This is a genomic window from Pantoea sp. DY-5, from assembly GCF_019795955.1.
GTDB classification, from domain to species: Bacteria; Pseudomonadota; Gammaproteobacteria; order Enterobacterales; family Enterobacteriaceae; genus Pantoea; species Pantoea leporis.
This window is the reverse complement of sequence record NZ_JAIMIE010000003.1, coordinates 250,012-267,275: the sequence shown is the minus strand read 5'-3', so window position 1 is coordinate 267,275 and position 17,264 is coordinate 250,012. Positions and strand designations below refer to the sequence as shown.

The 17,264-nt window shown below is 55.6% G+C and carries 14 protein-coding genes; 6 read left to right on the top strand and 8 right to left on the bottom strand.

The features are described 5' to 3' along the window. Complete coding sequence (locus K5Y30_RS12275) at positions 1 to 462, bottom strand: DNA polymerase III subunit chi (RefSeq protein WP_061718226.1); 462 nt, start codon at positions 460 to 462, stop codon at positions 1 to 3. Positions 463 to 663: 201 nt separating this feature from the next. Continuing rightward, the gene (gene pepA / locus K5Y30_RS12270; RefSeq protein WP_101762227.1) at positions 664 to 2,175 is read right to left on the bottom strand and encodes a leucyl aminopeptidase; all 1,512 of its coding nucleotides are present in this window, start codon (positions 2,173 to 2,175) and stop codon (positions 664 to 666) included. A gap of 269 nt (positions 2,176 to 2,444) precedes the next feature. On the opposite strand from pepA, the gene lptF reads away from it, so the two are divergent. Then, positions 2,445 to 3,545, top strand: a complete 1,101-nt coding sequence (lptF, locus tag K5Y30_RS12265) for an LPS export ABC transporter permease LptF (protein ID WP_110868051.1) — start codon at positions 2,445 to 2,447, stop codon at positions 3,543 to 3,545. After that, entirely contained in the window at positions 3,545 to 4,621 is a 1,077-nt protein-coding gene (gene lptG / locus K5Y30_RS12260) for an LPS export ABC transporter permease LptG (protein ID WP_101762225.1), read from the top strand. The genes lptF and lptG overlap by 1 nt, the downstream gene beginning before the upstream one ends. A 32-nt stretch (positions 4,622 to 4,653) precedes the next feature. On the opposite strand, the gene K5Y30_RS12255 is transcribed toward lptG, so the two are convergent. The 3 genes from K5Y30_RS12255 to K5Y30_RS12245 all read right to left on the bottom strand — a co-directional run bounded on the left by K5Y30_RS12255 (position 4,654) and on the right by K5Y30_RS12245 (position 9,394). Continuing rightward, positions 4,654 to 5,931: a DUF445 domain-containing protein gene (locus K5Y30_RS12255; RefSeq protein WP_222211583.1), complete on the bottom strand. Its 1,278-nt coding sequence runs from the start codon at positions 5,929 to 5,931 to the stop codon at positions 4,654 to 4,656. A gap of 57 nt (positions 5,932 to 5,988) precedes the next feature. Then, positions 5,989 to 7,491 carry a helicase HerA-like C-terminal domain-containing protein gene (locus K5Y30_RS12250; protein WP_222211581.1) on the bottom strand — a complete coding sequence of 501 codons (1,503 nt, stop codon included), beginning with the start codon at positions 7,489 to 7,491 and terminating at the stop codon, positions 5,989 to 5,991. Positions 7,492 to 7,825: 334 nt separating this feature from the next. Next, complete coding sequence (locus K5Y30_RS12245) at positions 7,826 to 9,394, bottom strand: ABC transporter substrate-binding protein (protein ID WP_101762221.1); 1,569 nt, start codon at positions 9,392 to 9,394, stop codon at positions 7,826 to 7,828. Positions 9,395 to 9,926: 532 nt separating this feature from the next. Between K5Y30_RS12245 and K5Y30_RS12240 the strand changes: the two genes are divergently transcribed. The 3 genes from K5Y30_RS12240 to K5Y30_RS12230 are packed head-to-tail and all read left to right on the top strand — an operon-like array spanning position 9,927 to position 13,726. Beyond that, positions 9,927 to 10,658, top strand: a complete 732-nt coding sequence (locus K5Y30_RS12240) for a gluconate 2-dehydrogenase subunit 3 family protein (protein ID WP_110868049.1) — start codon at positions 9,927 to 9,929, stop codon at positions 10,656 to 10,658. 37 nt (positions 10,659 to 10,695) lie between these two features. Continuing rightward, on the top strand, positions 10,696 to 12,465 hold the full coding sequence (locus K5Y30_RS12235; RefSeq protein WP_192235833.1) for a GMC family oxidoreductase: 1,770 nt from the start codon (positions 10,696 to 10,698) through the stop codon (positions 12,463 to 12,465). A gap of 4 nt (positions 12,466 to 12,469) precedes the next feature. Further along, the gene (locus tag K5Y30_RS12230) at positions 12,470 to 13,726 is read left to right on the top strand and encodes a cytochrome c (protein ID WP_222211579.1); all 1,257 of its coding nucleotides are present in this window, start codon (positions 12,470 to 12,472) and stop codon (positions 13,724 to 13,726) included. 49 nt (positions 13,727 to 13,775) lie between these two features. On the opposite strand, the gene K5Y30_RS12225 is transcribed toward K5Y30_RS12230, so the two are convergent. The 3 genes from K5Y30_RS12225 to K5Y30_RS12215 form a co-directional block, all read right to left on the bottom strand. Continuing rightward, positions 13,776 to 14,465 carry a MarC family NAAT transporter gene (locus tag K5Y30_RS12225; RefSeq protein WP_222211577.1) on the bottom strand — a complete coding sequence of 230 codons (690 nt, stop codon included), beginning with the start codon at positions 14,463 to 14,465 and terminating at the stop codon, positions 13,776 to 13,778. A gap of 67 nt (positions 14,466 to 14,532) precedes the next feature. Further along, positions 14,533 to 15,168, bottom strand: a complete 636-nt coding sequence (locus K5Y30_RS12220; RefSeq protein ID WP_101762216.1) for a hypothetical protein — start codon at positions 15,166 to 15,168, stop codon at positions 14,533 to 14,535. Between the two features lie 95 nt (positions 15,169 to 15,263). Beyond that, positions 15,264 to 15,743 carry a carboxymuconolactone decarboxylase family protein gene (locus K5Y30_RS12215; RefSeq protein ID WP_137385086.1) on the bottom strand — a complete coding sequence of 160 codons (480 nt, stop codon included), beginning with the start codon at positions 15,741 to 15,743 and terminating at the stop codon, positions 15,264 to 15,266. Positions 15,744 to 15,853: 110 nt separating this feature from the next. Between K5Y30_RS12215 and K5Y30_RS12210 the strand changes: the two genes are divergently transcribed. Further along, on the top strand, positions 15,854 to 17,230 hold the full coding sequence (locus K5Y30_RS12210; RefSeq protein ID WP_222211575.1) for a PLP-dependent aminotransferase family protein: 1,377 nt from the start codon (positions 15,854 to 15,856) through the stop codon (positions 17,228 to 17,230). Positions 17,231 to 17,264 lie beyond the last annotated feature (34 nt).

The following is a 17,264-nucleotide window of genomic DNA, read 5'->3' as shown; positions in this document are numbered from 1 at the left end:
CTACACTGTCGTTTGCGGCGAGGGTGGCGTCGCCGTATTCAATTGGAAACCAACGCTGCGATAGGCTTTGTAGCGATCGCGCGCCAGTTGTTTTAGAGATTCTTCATAAGGAACGAAGTCTATCACTTCATGGAAACCAGTAGCAAAATCTGCGAACTGTGGCAGAAGGCTGATCAGCAGATCGCGCGGTGAACTACCGCGACGCTGTGGCCAGGCCAGCTCAACCGGAGCGCCGTAGCGCGGGCCTTCTCCAGCCAGATTGTGCGGCACAAAAGCGTTTGCCGGAAGTTGCCAGAGCGCTTCATCCAGCCGATTGGCTTGTTCTTCGTTTTCACAGGCAATCAGGATGCGTTTGCCGTCACGCCAGCGTGTTTCGGCAAGAGAGCACACCAACGCTTCGATGGCGGTTAGGCCGTCGTCGGCGCTCTCAGACTCCATCACATAGAAAGTGGCGTTTTTCATGGGATCCTTTGGATGAGAGGGGGGTGCTTGGTGCTTGCTGTCCCCCACCTCGGTCCTCCCCCACAAGTGGGGGAGGAAGATGCTGCCCTATGTTAGTTGTGAATTCGCATGTAGCAGCGTCTCCTTCCCCCACTTGTGGGGGAAGGCCGGGATGGGGGACAGCCATCACCAAATCAATGATGGGGGACAGCCATCACCAAATCAATCGTCGCCGTTCAACCCTGCGCGATTCAGCAGGAACTGCGACAGCAGCGGTACCGGACGGCCGGTTGCGCCTTTGGCTTTACCGGAACGCCATGCAGTACCGGCGATATCCAGGTGCGCCCAGTTAAACTTACGCGCAAAGCGAGCAAGGAAGCAGGCGGCGGTAATCGCACCGCCAGGACGGCCGCCAATGTTCGCCATATCAGCAAAGTTGGATTCCAGCTGCTCCTGATACTCATCCGCCATAGGCAGACGCCAGGCGCGGTCGCCGGACTGTTCAGACGCGCTGATCAGCTCGTGCGCCAGCGGATTGTGGTTCGACATCAAACCGCTGACATGATGACCCAGCGCGATCACGCAGGCGCCGGTCAGCGTGGCCACGTCAATCACCACTTCTGGCTCGAAGCGTTCAACGTAGGTCAGTGCATCGCACAGCACCAGACGGCCTTCGGCATCGGTATTCAGCACTTCAACGGTTTGACCTGACATAGTGGTCAGCACGTCGCCCGGACGCATCGATTTGCCATCAGGCATGTTTTCACAGCCCACCAGCACGCCAACCACGTTCAGCGGTAAATTCAGTTCCGCCACCATGCGCATCACGCCGTAAACGGACGCCGCACCGCACATGTCGTACTTCATCTCATCCATGGAATCGGCCGGTTTGATCGAGATACCGCCGGAATCAAAGGTTAAGCCTTTGCCAACCAGCACGATGGGGCGCGCTTCTGGATCGTGATTGCCTTTGTACTCAATCACCGACATCAGCGATTCATTGTGCGAACCTGCGCCAACCGCCAGATAGGCGTTCATCCCCAACTCTTTCATCTGCTGTTCGCCGATGACGCGGGTGGTGACATTTTTGCTGTACGCATCCGCCAGCTGACGCGCCTGCGACGCCAGATACGCGGCGTTACAAATATTTGGCGGCATATTGCTAAGATCTTTGGCGGCTTTCACACCGGCAGCTACGGCCAAACCATGCTGAATGGCACGCTCGCCGCTGGTAAGTTCACGGCGGGTCGGCACGTTGAACACCAGTTTACGCAGCGGACGGCGCGGCTCGACTTTGTTGCTTTTCAGCTGATCAAAGTTGTAGAGCGCTTCTTTAGAGGTTTCGACCGCCTGGCGCACTTTCCAGTAAGTATTGCGACCTTTGACGTGCAGTTCAGTCAGGAAGCACACCGCTTCCATTGAGCCGGTGTCGTTCAAAGTATTGATTGTCTTCTGAATGACCTGCTTATACTGGCGCTCATCAAGCTCGCGCTCTTTACCGCAGCCGATCAGCAGGATGCGTTCGGAGAGGATATTCGGCACATGGTGCAGCAGCAGCGTTTGGCCCACTTTTCCTTCCAGTTCACCGCGGCGCAGCAGGGCGCTGATGTAGCCATCGCTGATTTTATCCAGCTGCTCAGCAATGGGTGACAAACGGCGCGGTTCGAAAACGCCAACAACAATGCAGGCGCTACGCTGTTTTTCCGGGCTACCGCTTTTTACACTGAACTCCATGCACTCTCCTGAATCTTAAAGACAACGGCCTTGGCTGTCGTTAGAATGTAGCGCGCTCGTAACTCATTAATTCGTTGCGACGCCATGACAATTTAACGCCGGTAGTCATAATGAGTGGTGGTGACAAGTATGTTGTTTTTTCACCACACTAACGCGTTCGTCATACTATTTTAGCTACGATGACGGCCATTGATGAAGAAAAATGGCTGATAAGCGTTGAAACTAGCGATTTTCCTGCAAAAAGACAAGTTATCACAGGCGTACTAAGCGTGATCATCATTAGATATCTGGTTCGGGAAACGCTCAAAAGCCAGCTGGCTATCCTCTTCATCCTGCTGCTGATCTTCTTTTGTCAGAAGTTAGTGCGGATTTTGGGAGCTGCGGTGGATGGCGAAATCCCAACAAACTTAGTTCTGACATTGTTAGGACTCGGCGTGCCTGAAATGGCACAACTTATCCTGCCCCTAAGCCTGTTTCTGGCGATTTTAATGACCCTTGGGCGGCTGTACACCGAAAGTGAAATCACGGTGATGCATGCCTGCGGCCTGGGCAAAAGTGTGCTGATTAAAGCCGCGATGATCCTGATGCTGTTCACCTCGCTTGTGGCGGCAGTCAACGTCATTTGGTTAGGGCCATGGTCATCACGTTATCAGCAGGAAGTGACGCAAAACGCCAAATCTAACCCAGGCGCGGCGGCGCTGGCGGCTGGGCAGTTCCAGACCTCTAGCGACGGCAATGCGGTGCTGTTTGTTGAAGATGTGAAGGGCAATACCTTCGGCAACGTGTTCCTGGCGCAGCTGCGTCCGAAAGGCAACGCGCGTCCCTCGGTGGTGCTGGCTGATAGCGGCCACATGGAGCAACACAAAGATGGCTCGCAGGTGGTGACGCTGGATAAAGGCACGCGTTTTGAAGGCACCGCCTTGCTGCGTGACTTCCGCATCACGGACTTCGTCAACTATCAGGCGGTGATAGGCTACAAAGAAGCCACGCTCGATCCGAACGATGCCGATCAGGCGGATATTAGCACGCTGCTCAAGACCAAAACCCCGCAGTTCCAGGCGGAGTTGCACTGGCGCTTGACGCTGATCTTTGCCGTCCTGGTTATGGCGTTGATGGTGGTGCCGCTTAGCGTGGTGAACCCGCGTCAGGGCCGCGTGCTGTCGATGCTGCCTGCCATGCTGCTGTATCTGATCTTCTTCTTACTGCAAAGTTCTCTGCGTTCCAACGCCGCGAAAGGCCGCTTCGATCCGGCCATCTGGATGTGGGTGGTGAACTTCTCCTATCTGGCGCTGGCGGTGCTGCTGAACATGTGGGATACCGTGCCGATGCGTCGCATCCGCGCGCGCTTTAGCCGTGGAGGATCGGTCTGATGTTTAAGGTTCTTGACCGCTATATCGGCAAAACCATCTTTAACACCATCATGCTGACGCTGTTCATGCTGGTGTCGCTGTCGGGCATTATTAAGTTCGTCGATCAGCTGCGGAAAACCGGGCAGGGCGCTTATACCGCGCTGGACGCCGGTTATTACACGCTGCTCAGCGTACCGAAAGATATCGAAATCTTCTTCCCGATGGCGGCGCTACTGGGCGCACTGCTCGGTTTGGGCACGCTGGCGCAGCGTAGTGAACTGGTGGTGATGCAGGCATCGGGCTTTACCCGCATGCAGGTGGCGCTGGCAGTAATGAAAACCGCGATTCCGCTGGTGCTATTGACCATGGCGGTGGGCGAATTCGTTGCACCGCAGGGTGAGCAGATGGCGCGTAACTACCGTGCGCAGCAGCTGTACGGTGGCTCGCTGGTTTCAACGCAAAACGGCCTGTGGGCGAAAGACGGCAACGACTTCATCTACATCGAGCGCATCAAAGGTGATAACGAGATTGATGGCGTCAGCATCTACAAGTTCAGCGATCAGCGCCGTTTACTCAGCGTACGCTATGCGGCGAGTGCCGCCTGGGATGCGGATAAAAAGGTCTGGGCGCTGTCGCAGGTCGATGAATCGGATCTGCAAGATGCCAAACAAATTACCGGCTCGCAAAGCCTGAGCGGCGAATGGAAAACCAACCTGACGCCTGACAAGCTCGGCGTAGTGGCGCTGGACCCGGACGCGCTCTCGATCACCGGCCTGTATAACTACAGCAAATACCTCAAGCAGAGCGGCCAGGTTGCAGGGCGCTACCAGCTGAATATGTGGAGCAAAATCTTCCAGCCGCTCTCTGTGGCGGTGATGATGCTGATGGCGCTGTCGTTTATCTTTGGTCCGCTGCGAAGCGTATCGATGGGCGTGCGCGTGGTGACGGGGATTAGCTTTGGCTTCCTGTTCTACGTGTTGGACCAGATTTTTGGCCCGCTAAGCCTGGTATACGGTTTGCCGCCGATTCTGGGTGCGATTCTGCCGAGCGGTGCATTCTTCGCCATCAGCTTGTTCCTGCTGATGAAACGCCGCTAAGCCTTGTAAGGTCGCCATTCATGGCGACCTTTTTACTGAATACGCTCGATCCAACCCGGCACCTGCGACAACACATACAAAATCAGCCCAATCGTCCCGCCAACCAGCGTGCCGTTAATGCGGATAAACTGCAGGTCGCGGCCAATATTCAACTCAATTTGCTGCGACATATCGCGCGCATCCCAGCTTTTCACCGTATCGCTAATATGGCGCGTCAGGAAGGCAGCAAACTCTGGCGCCACGCTGCGTGCGGCATCCTCCAGATGCTGATTCATCGAGGCGCGCAGCGCTTCATCGGCCGCCAGGGTTTCGCCCAGCCACAGCGCAGCCAATCTGACGCGCTCCTGCACCCGTGAATCCTCGCTATTCAGATCATCTTTCAGCCAGCCACGTAAATCCTGCCACAGCTCGCCAATGTAGCGATTGAACGACTCATCTTCCTTGAGCCAGCTCTTGATGCTTTCAGCACGTTTAGCCATTTCGGGATCGCTTTTCAGTCGCTCAATCAGCCGCTGCACCGCGCGGTCAAAGCCGAGACGTAACTCATGTCCCTGATCGAGCGCCACCTGATCGAGTATCGAATCCACCGCATTCGCCACCATATCGGCGCTGTGCTCGCCAAGCCATTCGGTTGGCAGCATTTTGGCTTTGATAGGATGTTCGCGCTTCAGCCAGCGCACAATCTGCGCGGCGATAAACTCGCGCGTTCCGGGTTTGTGCAGCAAACGCAGCAGCTGTTGTACCGCCGCATCCAGCAGCTCCTGATGGCGATTATTTTTCGTCAGACTGTCCAGCAGCAGCGCGCTGGATTGGGTGAGATCGACCTTATCCAGCGCGCGATGCACCGCACGGCGCAGAAAGCGCTGAATGCGTTGATCATCGGTGAGATCGAGAAAACCGCGCATCACCTGCAACAGATGGCGACCAATGCGATCGGCGTTGCCCGGCGTGTTGAGCCACTGCGCCAGCATCTGCGACGGATCGTGGCGGCGAATCAGCGCCAGCAGCGAATCGGTATCGAGGAATTTCTCCTGCACGAAGCGACCCAGATTCTCGCCAATGCGATCTTTGTTGCGCGGAATAATCGCCGTATGACGCGAGATAAACGGCACCGGCACGCGACGGAACAGCGCCACCACCGCGAACCAGTCGGCTAATGCACCGACCATCGCCGCTTCCGCGATTGCCTTCAGTCCGAGCACCCAAAAGTTGGGGGGCAAAAAAAGCGTTACGACAAAAGTCGCTGCCGCAATCAGCAGCAGCGACAGCGCCAGACGTTTGCTGCGTTTGAGTTGTTGATATTTATCCATAAATCCTTTGTAGGGGAGGCATTCATGCCTCCCATTTTAGAGGGTCGCAAAGAGTTTTTAGCGGCGACGTCCGCCTAACAAACTGCCGAGCACACCACGAATGATCTGATTGGTGACCTGGCGCGCGGCACTCTTCGCCACGCTCTGCACCACGCCGTCACGCCTGCCGCCGCGCGGGCCGGTGCTGCCGAACAAGATGTCCTTCAGGCCGCCGAGAATACCGTCATCAACGGCAACATTGTTGCCTTTGGCTTCCGGCGCATTGGCTTGCTGGGGGGTTGCCTGCACGCCTTTTTGCAGCATTTCGAACGCCGATTCGCGATCGACTTCGCTATCGTATTTACCGTACAGCGGCGAATTGTTGATCAGGCCATTGCGTTCATCCTGCGTAACCGGTCCCATGCGCGAGCCGGGCGCAATCACCATCGCTCGCTGCACCATCGATGGACTGCCTTTTTCATCGAGAAAGGAGATCAGCGCTTCGCCGGTGCCGAGCGCCTGAATCGCCTCGACGGTATCAAACGCCGGATTGGCGCGCATGGTTTCGGCGGCACTTTTTACCGCTTTCTGATCTTTCGGGGTAAAGGCGCGCAACGCATGCTGCACGCGGTTGCCGAGCTGGCCCAGCACGTTATCGGGAATATCGGCGGGATTCTGCGTAACGAAATAGACGCCAATGCCTTTCGAACGGATCAGGCGAATCACCTGCTCAACTTTCTCCAGCAGCACCGGCGGCGCGTCGGTAAACAGCAGATGCGCTTCGTCGAAGAAAAACACCATTTTCGGCTTATCGAGATCGCCGGCTTCGGGCAAGTGCTCATACAGCTCGGCCAGCAGCCACAGCAGGCTGGTGGCGTAGAGTTTTGGCATTTGATAAAGCTTTTCTGCCGAGAGGATGTTGATAAAGCCTTTGCCGTTGCTATCGCAGCGCATCCAGTCGCGAATATCCAGCATCGGCTCGCCAAAGAAGTGCTCGGCACCTTGCTGCTCCAGCGCCAGTAATCCGCGCTGAATCGCCCCAACGGACGCGCTGTTGATGTTGCCGTATTGCGTCTGGAAGGCTTTGGCGTTGTCGCCGATGTATTGCGTCATGGCGCGCAGATCTTTGAAATCCAGCAGCAACAAGCCCTGATCGTCGGCGATGCGGAAGATGATTTGCAGCACGCCCGATTGCACGTCGTTAAGGTTGAGCAGCCGCGCCAGCAGCAGCGGGCCGAGATCGGATACCGTGGCGCGCACCGGATGGCCTTGCTGACCAAAAATATCCCACACCATAACCGGATTTTTCTGCGCCTGCCAGTCGCTGACGCCAATCTTCGCCAGACGCGCCAGCAGCTTCTCGGAACCTTCGCCTGCAGCGGAAATGCCGGTGAGATCGCCTTTCACATCGGCCATAAACACCGGCACGCCAATATCGGAGAAGGATTCCGCCAGCTTTTGCAGCGTAACGGTTTTGCCGGTGCCGGTAGCGCCGGTGATCAAACCGTGGCGGTTCGCCATATTGGAGAGAAGATGCAGTTGAACGTCAGGCGTTTGGGCAATCAGTAACGGAGTGGTCATGATTTTTTCGCTCTCAGGCAATAGGTTATGCCAGAAAGAATAGCAAGCGGCGCGCGAGGAGGGATGAAGATTGTGCCGAAAAAGGGGGAATTAGGTGCGTGCTGCCCCCCATCCCGGCCTTCCCCCGTAACGGGGGAAGGAGGTTAGGTGCGTGCTGCCCCCCATCCCGACCTTCCCCCGTAAACGGGGGAAGGAGATGCTGCCACATGCAGCTTTAGCACTGACATGTGGCAGCATCTTCCTCCCCCATTTATGGGGGAGGACCGAGGAGGGGGAAAGCGAGCACAATTTTGGTGGGAGGACCGAGGAGGGGGAAAGCGAGCACAATCCAAAACTATTTCTGCACCGTATCAAAAAACAGCAAACTCACACCAATCCCTTGCTGCACATGATTCACGTTATTCCGCACCGCAACTTGCTGCGCGCCCTGCAGCGTCACCACGAACGGTGAGTTCTGCTGCACTGTTTTCTGCAAATCGGTATAGAGCGCACGGCGCTTAACTGCATCGCTTTCACCGGCCGCTGCGCGGGTTTTCGCACTCAGATCCGGAATATCCCAGCCGACGCGCCACGCCAGGGTTTTGGAACCGCCCGGCACGTTATAGGCAAAGGCGCTGGCGTTGGTGTTTGGATCGACATAGTCTGCGCCCCAGTAAATGAAGATCGACTGGAAATCGCGACCGCGCATTTTGCTCCACAGCTCCGATTCCGCCACCGGCTGTAACTCAATCTGCACATCCGCTTTGGCGAAGCTGGCCTGCAGCGCCTGCGCCACGTCAATATAGGGCGGCTGATTGATCACCGTCAGCGCAAACTTCGTCCCCGGCTTGATGCCGCCTTTGGCTAAAATCTCTTTGGCTTTCGCCACATCGTAGTGGAACGGCTGATCGTCCAGCGCGCCGTCAAAACCCTGCGGCAGGAAGCTCTGATGAATGCGGTACTGACCTTTCAGCAAATCCTTCGAGAGGGTGTTGTAGTCCACCAACCAGCGCGCGGCTTGCCACAGCGCCGGATTGCCCAAGGCCGGTTGCGCTTTATCTTTGGTATTGAAACCGAGGTAGTAAACCAGGCTGGAAGGGAAGGCTTCAATGCGCAGATTCTTGTCGCTCTTCAGCGCATCAATCTGATCCGGGCCAAGCTGATACGCCACATCAACATCGCCTTGCTGAATCAGCAGACGACGCGCACTGGCATCCGCCACGCCTTTAAGCAGAATGCGTTTCAGCTTCGGCTGCGGATTCGCTTGTTGGTTGGCGCTCAGCACCAGCGCCTGCTGTGGCACATATTGCTGAAGGATAAATGCGCCGCTGCCGGCGGAATGGGTATGCAGCCAGCCGTTGCCGAGATCGTTATTGGCGACGTGTTGCTGCACGGTTTTGCTATCCACCACCGAGGCCACCGGCGCGGTCAGCAGGCGCAGCGCCAGGTTCTGACCAATCTGCGCTGGCCACTGAATCTCCAGCTGATGGTCATTCAGCACTTTGAACTGGCTGGCGATGTTTTCATTGGTCCAGCCAAATTCGGCGAGGATGAAAGAGGGCGCTTTGTTCAGCTGCACCGCGCGCGTCAGTGAGAAGATCACATCCTGCGCCGTCACCGGATTGCCGCTGGAGAAGTGTGCGTTGGGTTTGATGTTGAACACTAAGCTGTGCGGCGTGCTGCCTTGTTGCCAGTGGGTGGCCAGCAGCGGTGCCAGCTTCTGCGGATCATGACGATCTGCCTCCACTAATGTTTGGTAGATGTTGCGCTGCACGCTGTTACTGACGGTTTCGAAGCTTTCAGCGGGATCGAAGCTAATAATGCCGTCGAGCGGGACGGCGACGACAAGGGTATCTTTCGGTGTGGCGGCGTGCAGTGCAAAACTGCTGCCCCATAAAGCGACGAGCAAAATCAGTGAGCGCATTATTATTGTCCTGAGTGATAGATAAATTCACTCTATCTCTGCCGTCGCTTTGACGAAATGCCGGTTTGTTCTGAGCTGTGCCGGAATATAACAATTGATTACCTTGGGGAATTATTGCGTTTATTTTGTGCGCGACTTGTCATTTCCGCGAAATAGATCGTTCATCTGCTGGTCAATAAAGTAAATAAGATGTTATAAATGAGAATAGTTCTCTGGTATGGAAGTATGATTTTTTTTCATTGATTCATTTCTGCGATTATTTCTTTGCGCGATAATTCCTGGTCAAATGCCCACTGATTAGTGCCACTTTCCCATCAAATGTACGGTTAAACCCTGTTTTTTCGCCTCGAAAGCCTTTTACCAAGCCTTAACCTAAATTCAACATGATGACTGAATTTCATCAAAACACATCCATAATTGAATTTTTACATTCTGAAATACCTATATCCCTAAGATTGCCAGGTTATTTACCGATTTATAAAGCTATTAACAAAAATAATTATCTTTCTTAGCAAGTGAGAGTCGTCGCGCCATGCTTCTAAATAAACCGACCACCAGACGTAAGTTTTTACTTGGGTCGCTTTTGGCTTTGCCATTAAGTGACCTGGTATTTAAGGGATTGACTGCGGCGCAAGCTGCGGAAATGGCAGCACCCGAGCTCGCCGACTATAAACCGATCTTTTTCAGTGCCGATGAGTGGCAATTTATTCTGGCCGCAACCGATCGCCTGATTCCAGCCGGCGGCAAAGGTAAAGCGCCAGGTGCACTGGAAACCAACGTGCCGATCTTTATCGATCAGCAGCTGCACAGCCCGGAGTTCGGGGCAGAGATCTACATGCAAGGTCCCTTCAACGTGCATGCGCCTGCCACCATGGGTTATCAAATCCCGTTCACGCCACAGCAGATGTACCAAACCGGTATCAAGCTGGTGAATCAGTGGACGCAAAGCAACTTCCAGAAACCGTTCCATGAGCTGTCACTGGAAGAGAAAGATGCGGTGCTGACCAAAGTGAACAAAAACGACGGCATTGACTTCGCCGCCCTGGGCGAAGAGAACCTGAAGGCCTCGCAGTTCTTCGGCCAACTGCTCTCAGATACCAAACATGGCTACCTCGCTGACCCAATGTACGGCGGCAACAAAGGCATGAAAGCCTGGATTGCCATCGGCTTCCCGGGCGCACGCGCCAGCTTTACCGAATGGGTGAAGCAGCACAACGTGCCGTACCCGCTGGGACCGGTCAGCCTCCTGGGTGAAAGCGCGTAAGCACACCCCCGTTTTTGGTATGTGAGACAGGATTAACATGGCACAGATTACAAAGAAAGAAGTCGACGTCGTCGTTTGCGGCCTCGGCTGGGCCGGCTCGTTGATGAGTATTGAACTGGCGATGGCGGGACTCGAAGTGCGCGCATTGGAGCGTGGCGGCGAGCGTGATTACCCGGATTTCGCTTATCCGAAACCGGCTGATGAATACGCCTACAACGTGCGTAACAAAGTGTTCGCTACGCCAAAAGAAGTGGCGGTCACTGTGCGTTACAACAGCAGCCAGACGGCGTTGCCGACCCGTAAATGGGGCGCGTTTGCGCCGGGAACCGGCGTGGGCGGCGCGGGCATGCACTGGACGGCGGTGCTGATTCGTCCAACCCCAACCGACCTGAAGCTGAAAACTTACGTCGATGAGGCCTACAAGCCGGGCATCCTGCAGGAAGATATGCGCGTGATGGACTTCCCGTTCACCTGGGAAGAGATCGAGCCGTATTACTACAAGTTTGAGCTGATCTGCGGTCAATCCGGCACCACCGGCAATCTGCGCGGCCAGATTCTGCCGGGCGGCGATCCGTTTGAAGGTCCGCGTTCTGAACCTTATCCGTTGCCTGCGCTGGAAGATACGCTGAACAACGTGATGTTCAAAGAAGCTGCCACCAAACTCGGCTACCATCCGTTCCCGAACCCATCTGCGTGCGTATCACGCGCGTGGAAAAACCCTTACGGCAACCAGATCGCGCCGTGTAACTACTGCGGCTACTGCTCGAAATATCCGTGCCTCAACTATTCAAAAGCCTCACCACAAACGGCGGTAATGGATGCGTTGAAACGTATGCCGAACTTCTCTTACGAAGTGCATGCGGAAGTGGTGAAAGTGGTACTGCATGACGACCAGAAAACCGCCAAGGGCGTGATTTACTACGATGTGGACGGCAACGAAGTGTTCCAGCCGGCGAAGATCGTGGTGCTCTCCAGCTTCCAGCTCTACAACGTGCGCCTGATGCTGCTCTCCGGTATCGGCAAGCCGTATAACCCAATCACCGAAGAAGGTGTGGTGGGGCGTAACTACGCGTTCCTGTCAAACGGCGGCGCAACCCTGTTCTTCAAAGACAAAAACTTCAACTCTTACGCCACCGCCGGCGCCACCGGCCAGATGTTCAACGACATCTCGCCAGGCAACTTCGACGGTCCGGGCCTCGGCTTCCTTGGCGGCGCCAAGATCCACAGTTCACAGGCCACCGGTACGCCAATGGCGGCGGCGTTGCCGAAAGGCACACCGAGCTGGGGCATGGGTTACAAGGAAGGTCTGGAGGAGTGGTACAACCACTCCATGAAGATCAGCATCACCACTACCTGCCAGTCGTATCGCGATATCTATCTGGATCTGGATCCGAATTACACCGACCATCGCGGTCAGCCGTTGCTGCGCATGACGTTCAACTGGAAAGAGAACGAACTGAAGCTGCAACAGCACCTGAAAGGCATCGTCGGCAACATCGCCAAAGAGCTGAACCCAGACAGCATGAGCATGAGCTTCCTGCCAATGGGCGCGGACTTTGACCTCACCAAATACGTTTCGACCCACAATGTGGGCGGCGCGGTGATGGGCGATAACCCGAAAACTTCTGCACTGAACAAGTACCTGCAGAGCTGGGATGTTCATAACGTGTTTGTGCCGGGCGGCAACGCCTTCCCGCAAAACTTCCAGGCGAACCCGACCGATACCATCGGCGCGATCACCTTGATGGCGGCACAAGCCATTAAAGAACATTATCTGAAAAATCCCGGTCCACTGGTACAGGCATAAGCGCATGAAATTAAAATCATTGTTAATCGCCAACGCCGTGCTGCTGGGCAGCTTTGCACTGCAGGCACACGCGGAAGATGAAGCTCAATTGATCAAGCAGGGTGAATACCTGTCGCGTCTCGGCGACTGTATGGCGTGCCATACCGTTTCCGGTAAAGGGGATTACGCTGGTGGTTTGGCGATTGAGTCGAATCTCGGCACCATTTACTCCACCAACATCACGCCGGACAAAGAGCACGGCATCGGCAACTACAGCGAGCAGCAGTTCTCCGACGCAGTGCGCAAAGGCGTATTGCCGAACGGGTCGCGTCTCTATCCGGCGATGCCGTACCCGGATTACGCCAAAATCTCCGACGCCGATATGCACGCGCTTTACGTCTACTTCATGAAAGGCGTGAAGCCAAGCAGCGAGCAGCCGCCGGAAACCGATCTGAGCTTCCCGTTCAGCCAGCGCTGGGGCATGCGCTTCTGGAACTGGGCGTTCACCTCTGACAAGCCATTCCAGCCAATTGGCGGCGCGTCAGAAGAGGTTAATCGCGGTGCTTACATCGTCGAAAGCCTGGGGCACTGCGGCAGCTGCCATACGCCACGTGGCCTCGGCATGAACGAGAAAGCGCTGGATAGCGACGACGATCAGTTCCTTGCCGGTGGCAGCCTGAACAGCTGGGATGTACCGTCACTGCGCGGTCTGCCGCGCTGGAGCGAGCAGGAGATCGTTGATTACCTGCAAACTGGTCGTAACGATAAAGCGGCGGTGGGCGGTGAGATGAAGTCAGTGATTGAGCACTCGAGCTCGCACATGACCGATGCTGACCTGAAAGCGATTGCCTCCTATCTGAAGTTCCTTGGCGGCAACCCGGCGCTGCAGGCGTATGACGTGAAGAAACAGCAGGCGACGGAAGCGAAACTGACTGCCGCGAAAGGTTTGTCGGAAGGTGAGCGTCTGTATATCGACAACTGCGGCGCTTGCCACTTTGTCACTGGTAAAGGCGCGCCGGGGATCTTCCCGGAGCTGGATCAGGCGACGATCGTTAATGCTAAAGATCCAAGTGGTTTGATCCACACCATTCTGGCCGGTGCGCAGCAGCCATCGACCGAGAAGGCGCCATCAACGCTGGCGATGCCAGGTTTTGCTAAGCGTCTGGATGATGATCAAGTGGCTAAACTGGCGACCTTCATTCGTCAGGGCTGGAGCAACAATGCGCCAGCGGTGACGAAAGATCAGGTAGCAGAAGTGCGTAAAACGTTGAAAGGCGAGTAAATCGCGCCTATACAAATAACGTAGGGTCGCCATTCATGGCGACCTTTTTTTATGGCACGACTGAATGATAATTATGAATCACTTCTAACACGCCATTAATCACGAACTGCACGCCCATACACACCAGCAAAAAGCCCATCAGACGTGAAATCGCTTCGATGCCACCTTTACCAACCAGCTTCATGATGGCGCCCGAACTGCGCAGCGAAATCCACAAAATCACCGACACGGCCAAAAACGTCAGCACCGGCGCGACGGCAACTACCCACGCCGGGAAATCTACGCCCGATTTAACCGTCGACGCGGAACTGATGATCATCGCAATGGTGCCCGGCCCTGCGGTGCTCGGCATCGCCAGCGGTACAAACGCAATGTTTACGGTTTCACGATTGCTGTCGGTCGCGTCCAGTTCATCCTGTTTATGCTCTGCTTCGACCGAATGTCCCACCGGTTTCGCCGGAAACAGCATGCGAAAACCGATAAACGCCACAATCAATCCGCCCGCCATGCGCAGGCCGGGAATGGAGATACCAAAGGTGTGCAGCACCGCGCTGCCGGCGTACCACGCCACCATCATGATCAGGAACACGTAGATCGAGGCCTGCATCGCCTGGCGATTACGTTCCTGGAAATTCATCTCACCGGCCAGGCCGAGAAACAGCGCCACGGTGGTCAGCGGATTGGCGAGCGGCAAAATCACCACCAATCCCAGCCCGATGGCTTTAAACAACTCCAGCATGAAATTTCCTCAGAATTCCAGGTCGCCACAAATGGCGACCGTGTCAGGCACCGCACCTACCCAAACATCAATGCTTCGGCGTATCCAGCGCCTCGATCAGCTCAGGGAAGAAATCCTGCAGCAGCTCAGGCGTCATCAGTTCGGGATAATTGATTAAATGCTCGCGAATGCGCTCATTCACATCCGGCAGCAGGCGTTGGGCGGCGTCTTGCGCACTGATCTTCTTCTGCTTCATCAGGCGCAGCACGTCATCCGGCAGATTGTCTTCATCTTCAACTTCATCCACACCTTCGAGATCGTCCAGCTCATCCAGCAGATCCATCAACGCTTCAATCTGCGGCGTGCGTGACTGGTATTCGGATGGCTGCTCGTTCTCCAGATAACGCAGCAGCGCGCGCACCGGTGAACCATCGGGTTCGGCAGGCGGTTCGTTGGCGAACCAGGTCAAGAGATCGTGCTGCGTCACCTGATGGACGTGATAACCGTTATCCACCAACTCATCGGCAAGGATATCGGCGGTATCGTGCTCAATCAGGCAAATGTGGGTGCGATTAGGCGTGAACTGCTCCAGCCACTGATAGATCTCTTCAATTACGCTGTCGTCGTAAATAAAGTGTTGGCTGAGATAGCTGTCATCCTGCTGGTGAACGCAGATGTGAATCTGGTCGGGATCGAAGTAAATCGCAATGTTGATGCCTTTCATGTGCGCTGTCCTGTGTGGTGCAAAATCTCACTATAGCCTCAGGCAGCGCAGATGAACATGGTGCCGCCAGCAGCATGAGCGACTGGCGGTAAAAATTAACGTAAATCAGCACGATCCAACCCATAAGCGCTGTCCAGTGCGCCCGGCGTCATCTGCGACAGCACCATCAGGCGATTCCAGGTATTGATCACCGCGATACAGAACGTCAGCTCGCTGGTCTCCACTTCGGAGAAGTGCGCGCGCACCTCGCTATACAGCGCTTCGTCGATGCCGTGATCGCCCAGACGCGTCAGCGCTTCGGTCAGCGCCAGCGCCGCTTTCTCTTTGGCGGTGAACAGCGGTGATTCGCGCCAGATCGCCACGTGATGCAGGCGCAGCTCGCGCTCGCCGTGCAGTTTGGCTTCTTTCACATGCATATCGACGCAAAACGCGCATTGGTTGAGCTGCGAGGCGCGCAGATCGACCAGATGCTTCAGTGAGGTTTCTAATGAAACATTACTGACGTTCATGGAGAGATCGGACATGGCTTTGACCAGTGTCGGAACGGTTTTGAAGTGGTTAACGCGTGCAGTCATGTTTTTATCCTCAGGTCAGTCGTTTTTCAATGCGAAGGTGATGCGGGCATCTTAAACTTCCATGTCTGAGTGAAAAGGGTCAAAAAACGTGAAAACAGGTAGGACATGGCGTGGGTTATAAAGAGATTTATGCGCGATATCGCCAGCAGATTCTTGCCGGGCAACTGAAGCCGGGCGACCGCGTACCGGCGATCCGTACGCTGGCGAGTGAGTTGCAGGTGGCGCGAAAAACGGTGGAAGCCGCCTATGAAATCCTGATCGGCGAAGGCTATTTTGTCAGTCAGGGCGCGAAGGGCACGCGGGTTAATCCCGAACTGATTCTGCCGGACACAACCGGGAAAACGGCAGTGCCCGCGCCGCCAGTGAGCGCGTTAACCCAGCGTGAGAGCAAAGGCGAGCTGCGGCTTGGCATCCCGGCGCTGGATGCGTTTCCGCACAAAAAATGGCTGCTGATTTCCGGCAAAGCGGCGCGCAGCCTGCGCGCGGATGAGATGATTTTGCCGCCAGTTATGGGCTTCCAGCCGCTGCGGGAAGCCATCGCCAGCTACCTGAATATTTCGCGTGGACTTAACTGCCAGCCGGAACAGATTTTCATCACCAGCGGCTATCGCGCCAACCTGCGACTGATTCTGGCGGTGCTGGCGCAGCCAAGCGACAAGGTGTTGTTTGAAGATCCCGGCTATTTCTTCGGGCAAAAACTGCTGAAGCGCATCGCGCCGAATCTGCATTACGTGCCGGTCGATCGGCAAGGCATGGATGTGGATTATCTGCTGCGCTATCACGCCGATGCGCGTTTCGCCATCGTCACGCCTACGCATCACAGCCCGCTGGCGGTAACCTTATCGCTGCCGCGCAAACATCAACTGCTGGAGTGGGCACAGCACAATGACAGCTGGATTATTGAAGATGATTACGACGGCGAGTTTCACTACACGCGCAAAGTGATTCCGGCGCTGAAAAGCCTCGATGTGCACGATCGGGTGATTTACACCGGCACCTTTAGCAAAACCATCATGCCGGCGATGCGCGTGGGTTATCTGGTGATGCCGAAAGAGACCATCGCGCGCTTCAGCGAGTTGGGGGAAATCCTTGAAACCGGTATGTCGCTGCTGCCGCAAAAGATTCTGGCGCAGTTCCTCAGCGAAGGGCATTTCTATCGCCACATCAAAAAGATGCGTACGCTTTATCAGCAGCGACGCCGCATGATGCTGGATGCCTTGCAGGCATGTTTCCCGGATGTGTTTGATTTTGAACTGACGGATGGCGGCATGCACATTGTCGCCTTCCTGCCGCATGGCACGCAGGACACAGCGCTGGCGGAGATTTGGCAGCGAAATCAGCTGCGCGTCTTGCCGCTTTCCGGCTGGTATATGCAGACGCAGAAACGCTATGGCCTGGTGATTGGCTATACCAACATTCGGTCGCTGGACCAGGCGCGGGAGTTGTTGCAGAGAACGGTGCTGGAGACGCGAGCGTTACTGGACTAAAGAAAAGGCGCGAGGGACAGCTCGCGCCTTGATA

Coding starts and splice junctions, on each gene's coding strand:
- K5Y30_RS12225 (WP_222211577.1), bottom strand. CDS start 14,465: ATGCTGGAGTTGTTTAAAGCCATCGGGCTGGGATTGGTGGTGATTTTG.
- K5Y30_RS12230 (WP_222211579.1), top strand. CDS start 12,470: ATGAAATTAAAATCATTGTTAATCGCCAACGCCGTGCTGCTGGGCAGC.
- K5Y30_RS12220 (WP_101762216.1), bottom strand. CDS start 15,168: ATGAAAGGCATCAACATTGCGATTTACTTCGATCCCGACCAGATTCAC.
- K5Y30_RS12235 (WP_192235833.1), top strand. CDS start 10,696: ATGGCACAGATTACAAAGAAAGAAGTCGACGTCGTCGTTTGCGGCCTC.
- K5Y30_RS12215 (WP_137385086.1), bottom strand. CDS start 15,743: ATGACTGCACGCGTTAACCACTTCAAAACCGTTCCGACACTGGTCAAA.
- lptG (WP_101762225.1), top strand. CDS start 3,545: ATGTTTAAGGTTCTTGACCGCTATATCGGCAAAACCATCTTTAACACC.
- K5Y30_RS12255 (WP_222211583.1), bottom strand. CDS start 5,931: ATGGATAAATATCAACAACTCAAACGCAGCAAACGTCTGGCGCTGTCG.
- K5Y30_RS12245 (WP_101762221.1), bottom strand. CDS start 9,394: ATGCGCTCACTGATTTTGCTCGTCGCTTTATGGGGCAGCAGTTTTGCA.
- K5Y30_RS12250 (WP_222211581.1), bottom strand. CDS start 7,491: ATGACCACTCCGTTACTGATTGCCCAAACGCCTGACGTTCAACTGCAT.
- pepA (WP_101762227.1), bottom strand. CDS start 2,175: ATGGAGTTCAGTGTAAAAAGCGGTAGCCCGGAAAAACAGCGTAGCGCC.
- K5Y30_RS12240 (WP_110868049.1), top strand. CDS start 9,927: ATGCTTCTAAATAAACCGACCACCAGACGTAAGTTTTTACTTGGGTCG.
- K5Y30_RS12275 (WP_061718226.1), bottom strand. CDS start 462: ATGAAAAACGCCACTTTCTATGTGATGGAGTCTGAGAGCGCCGACGAC.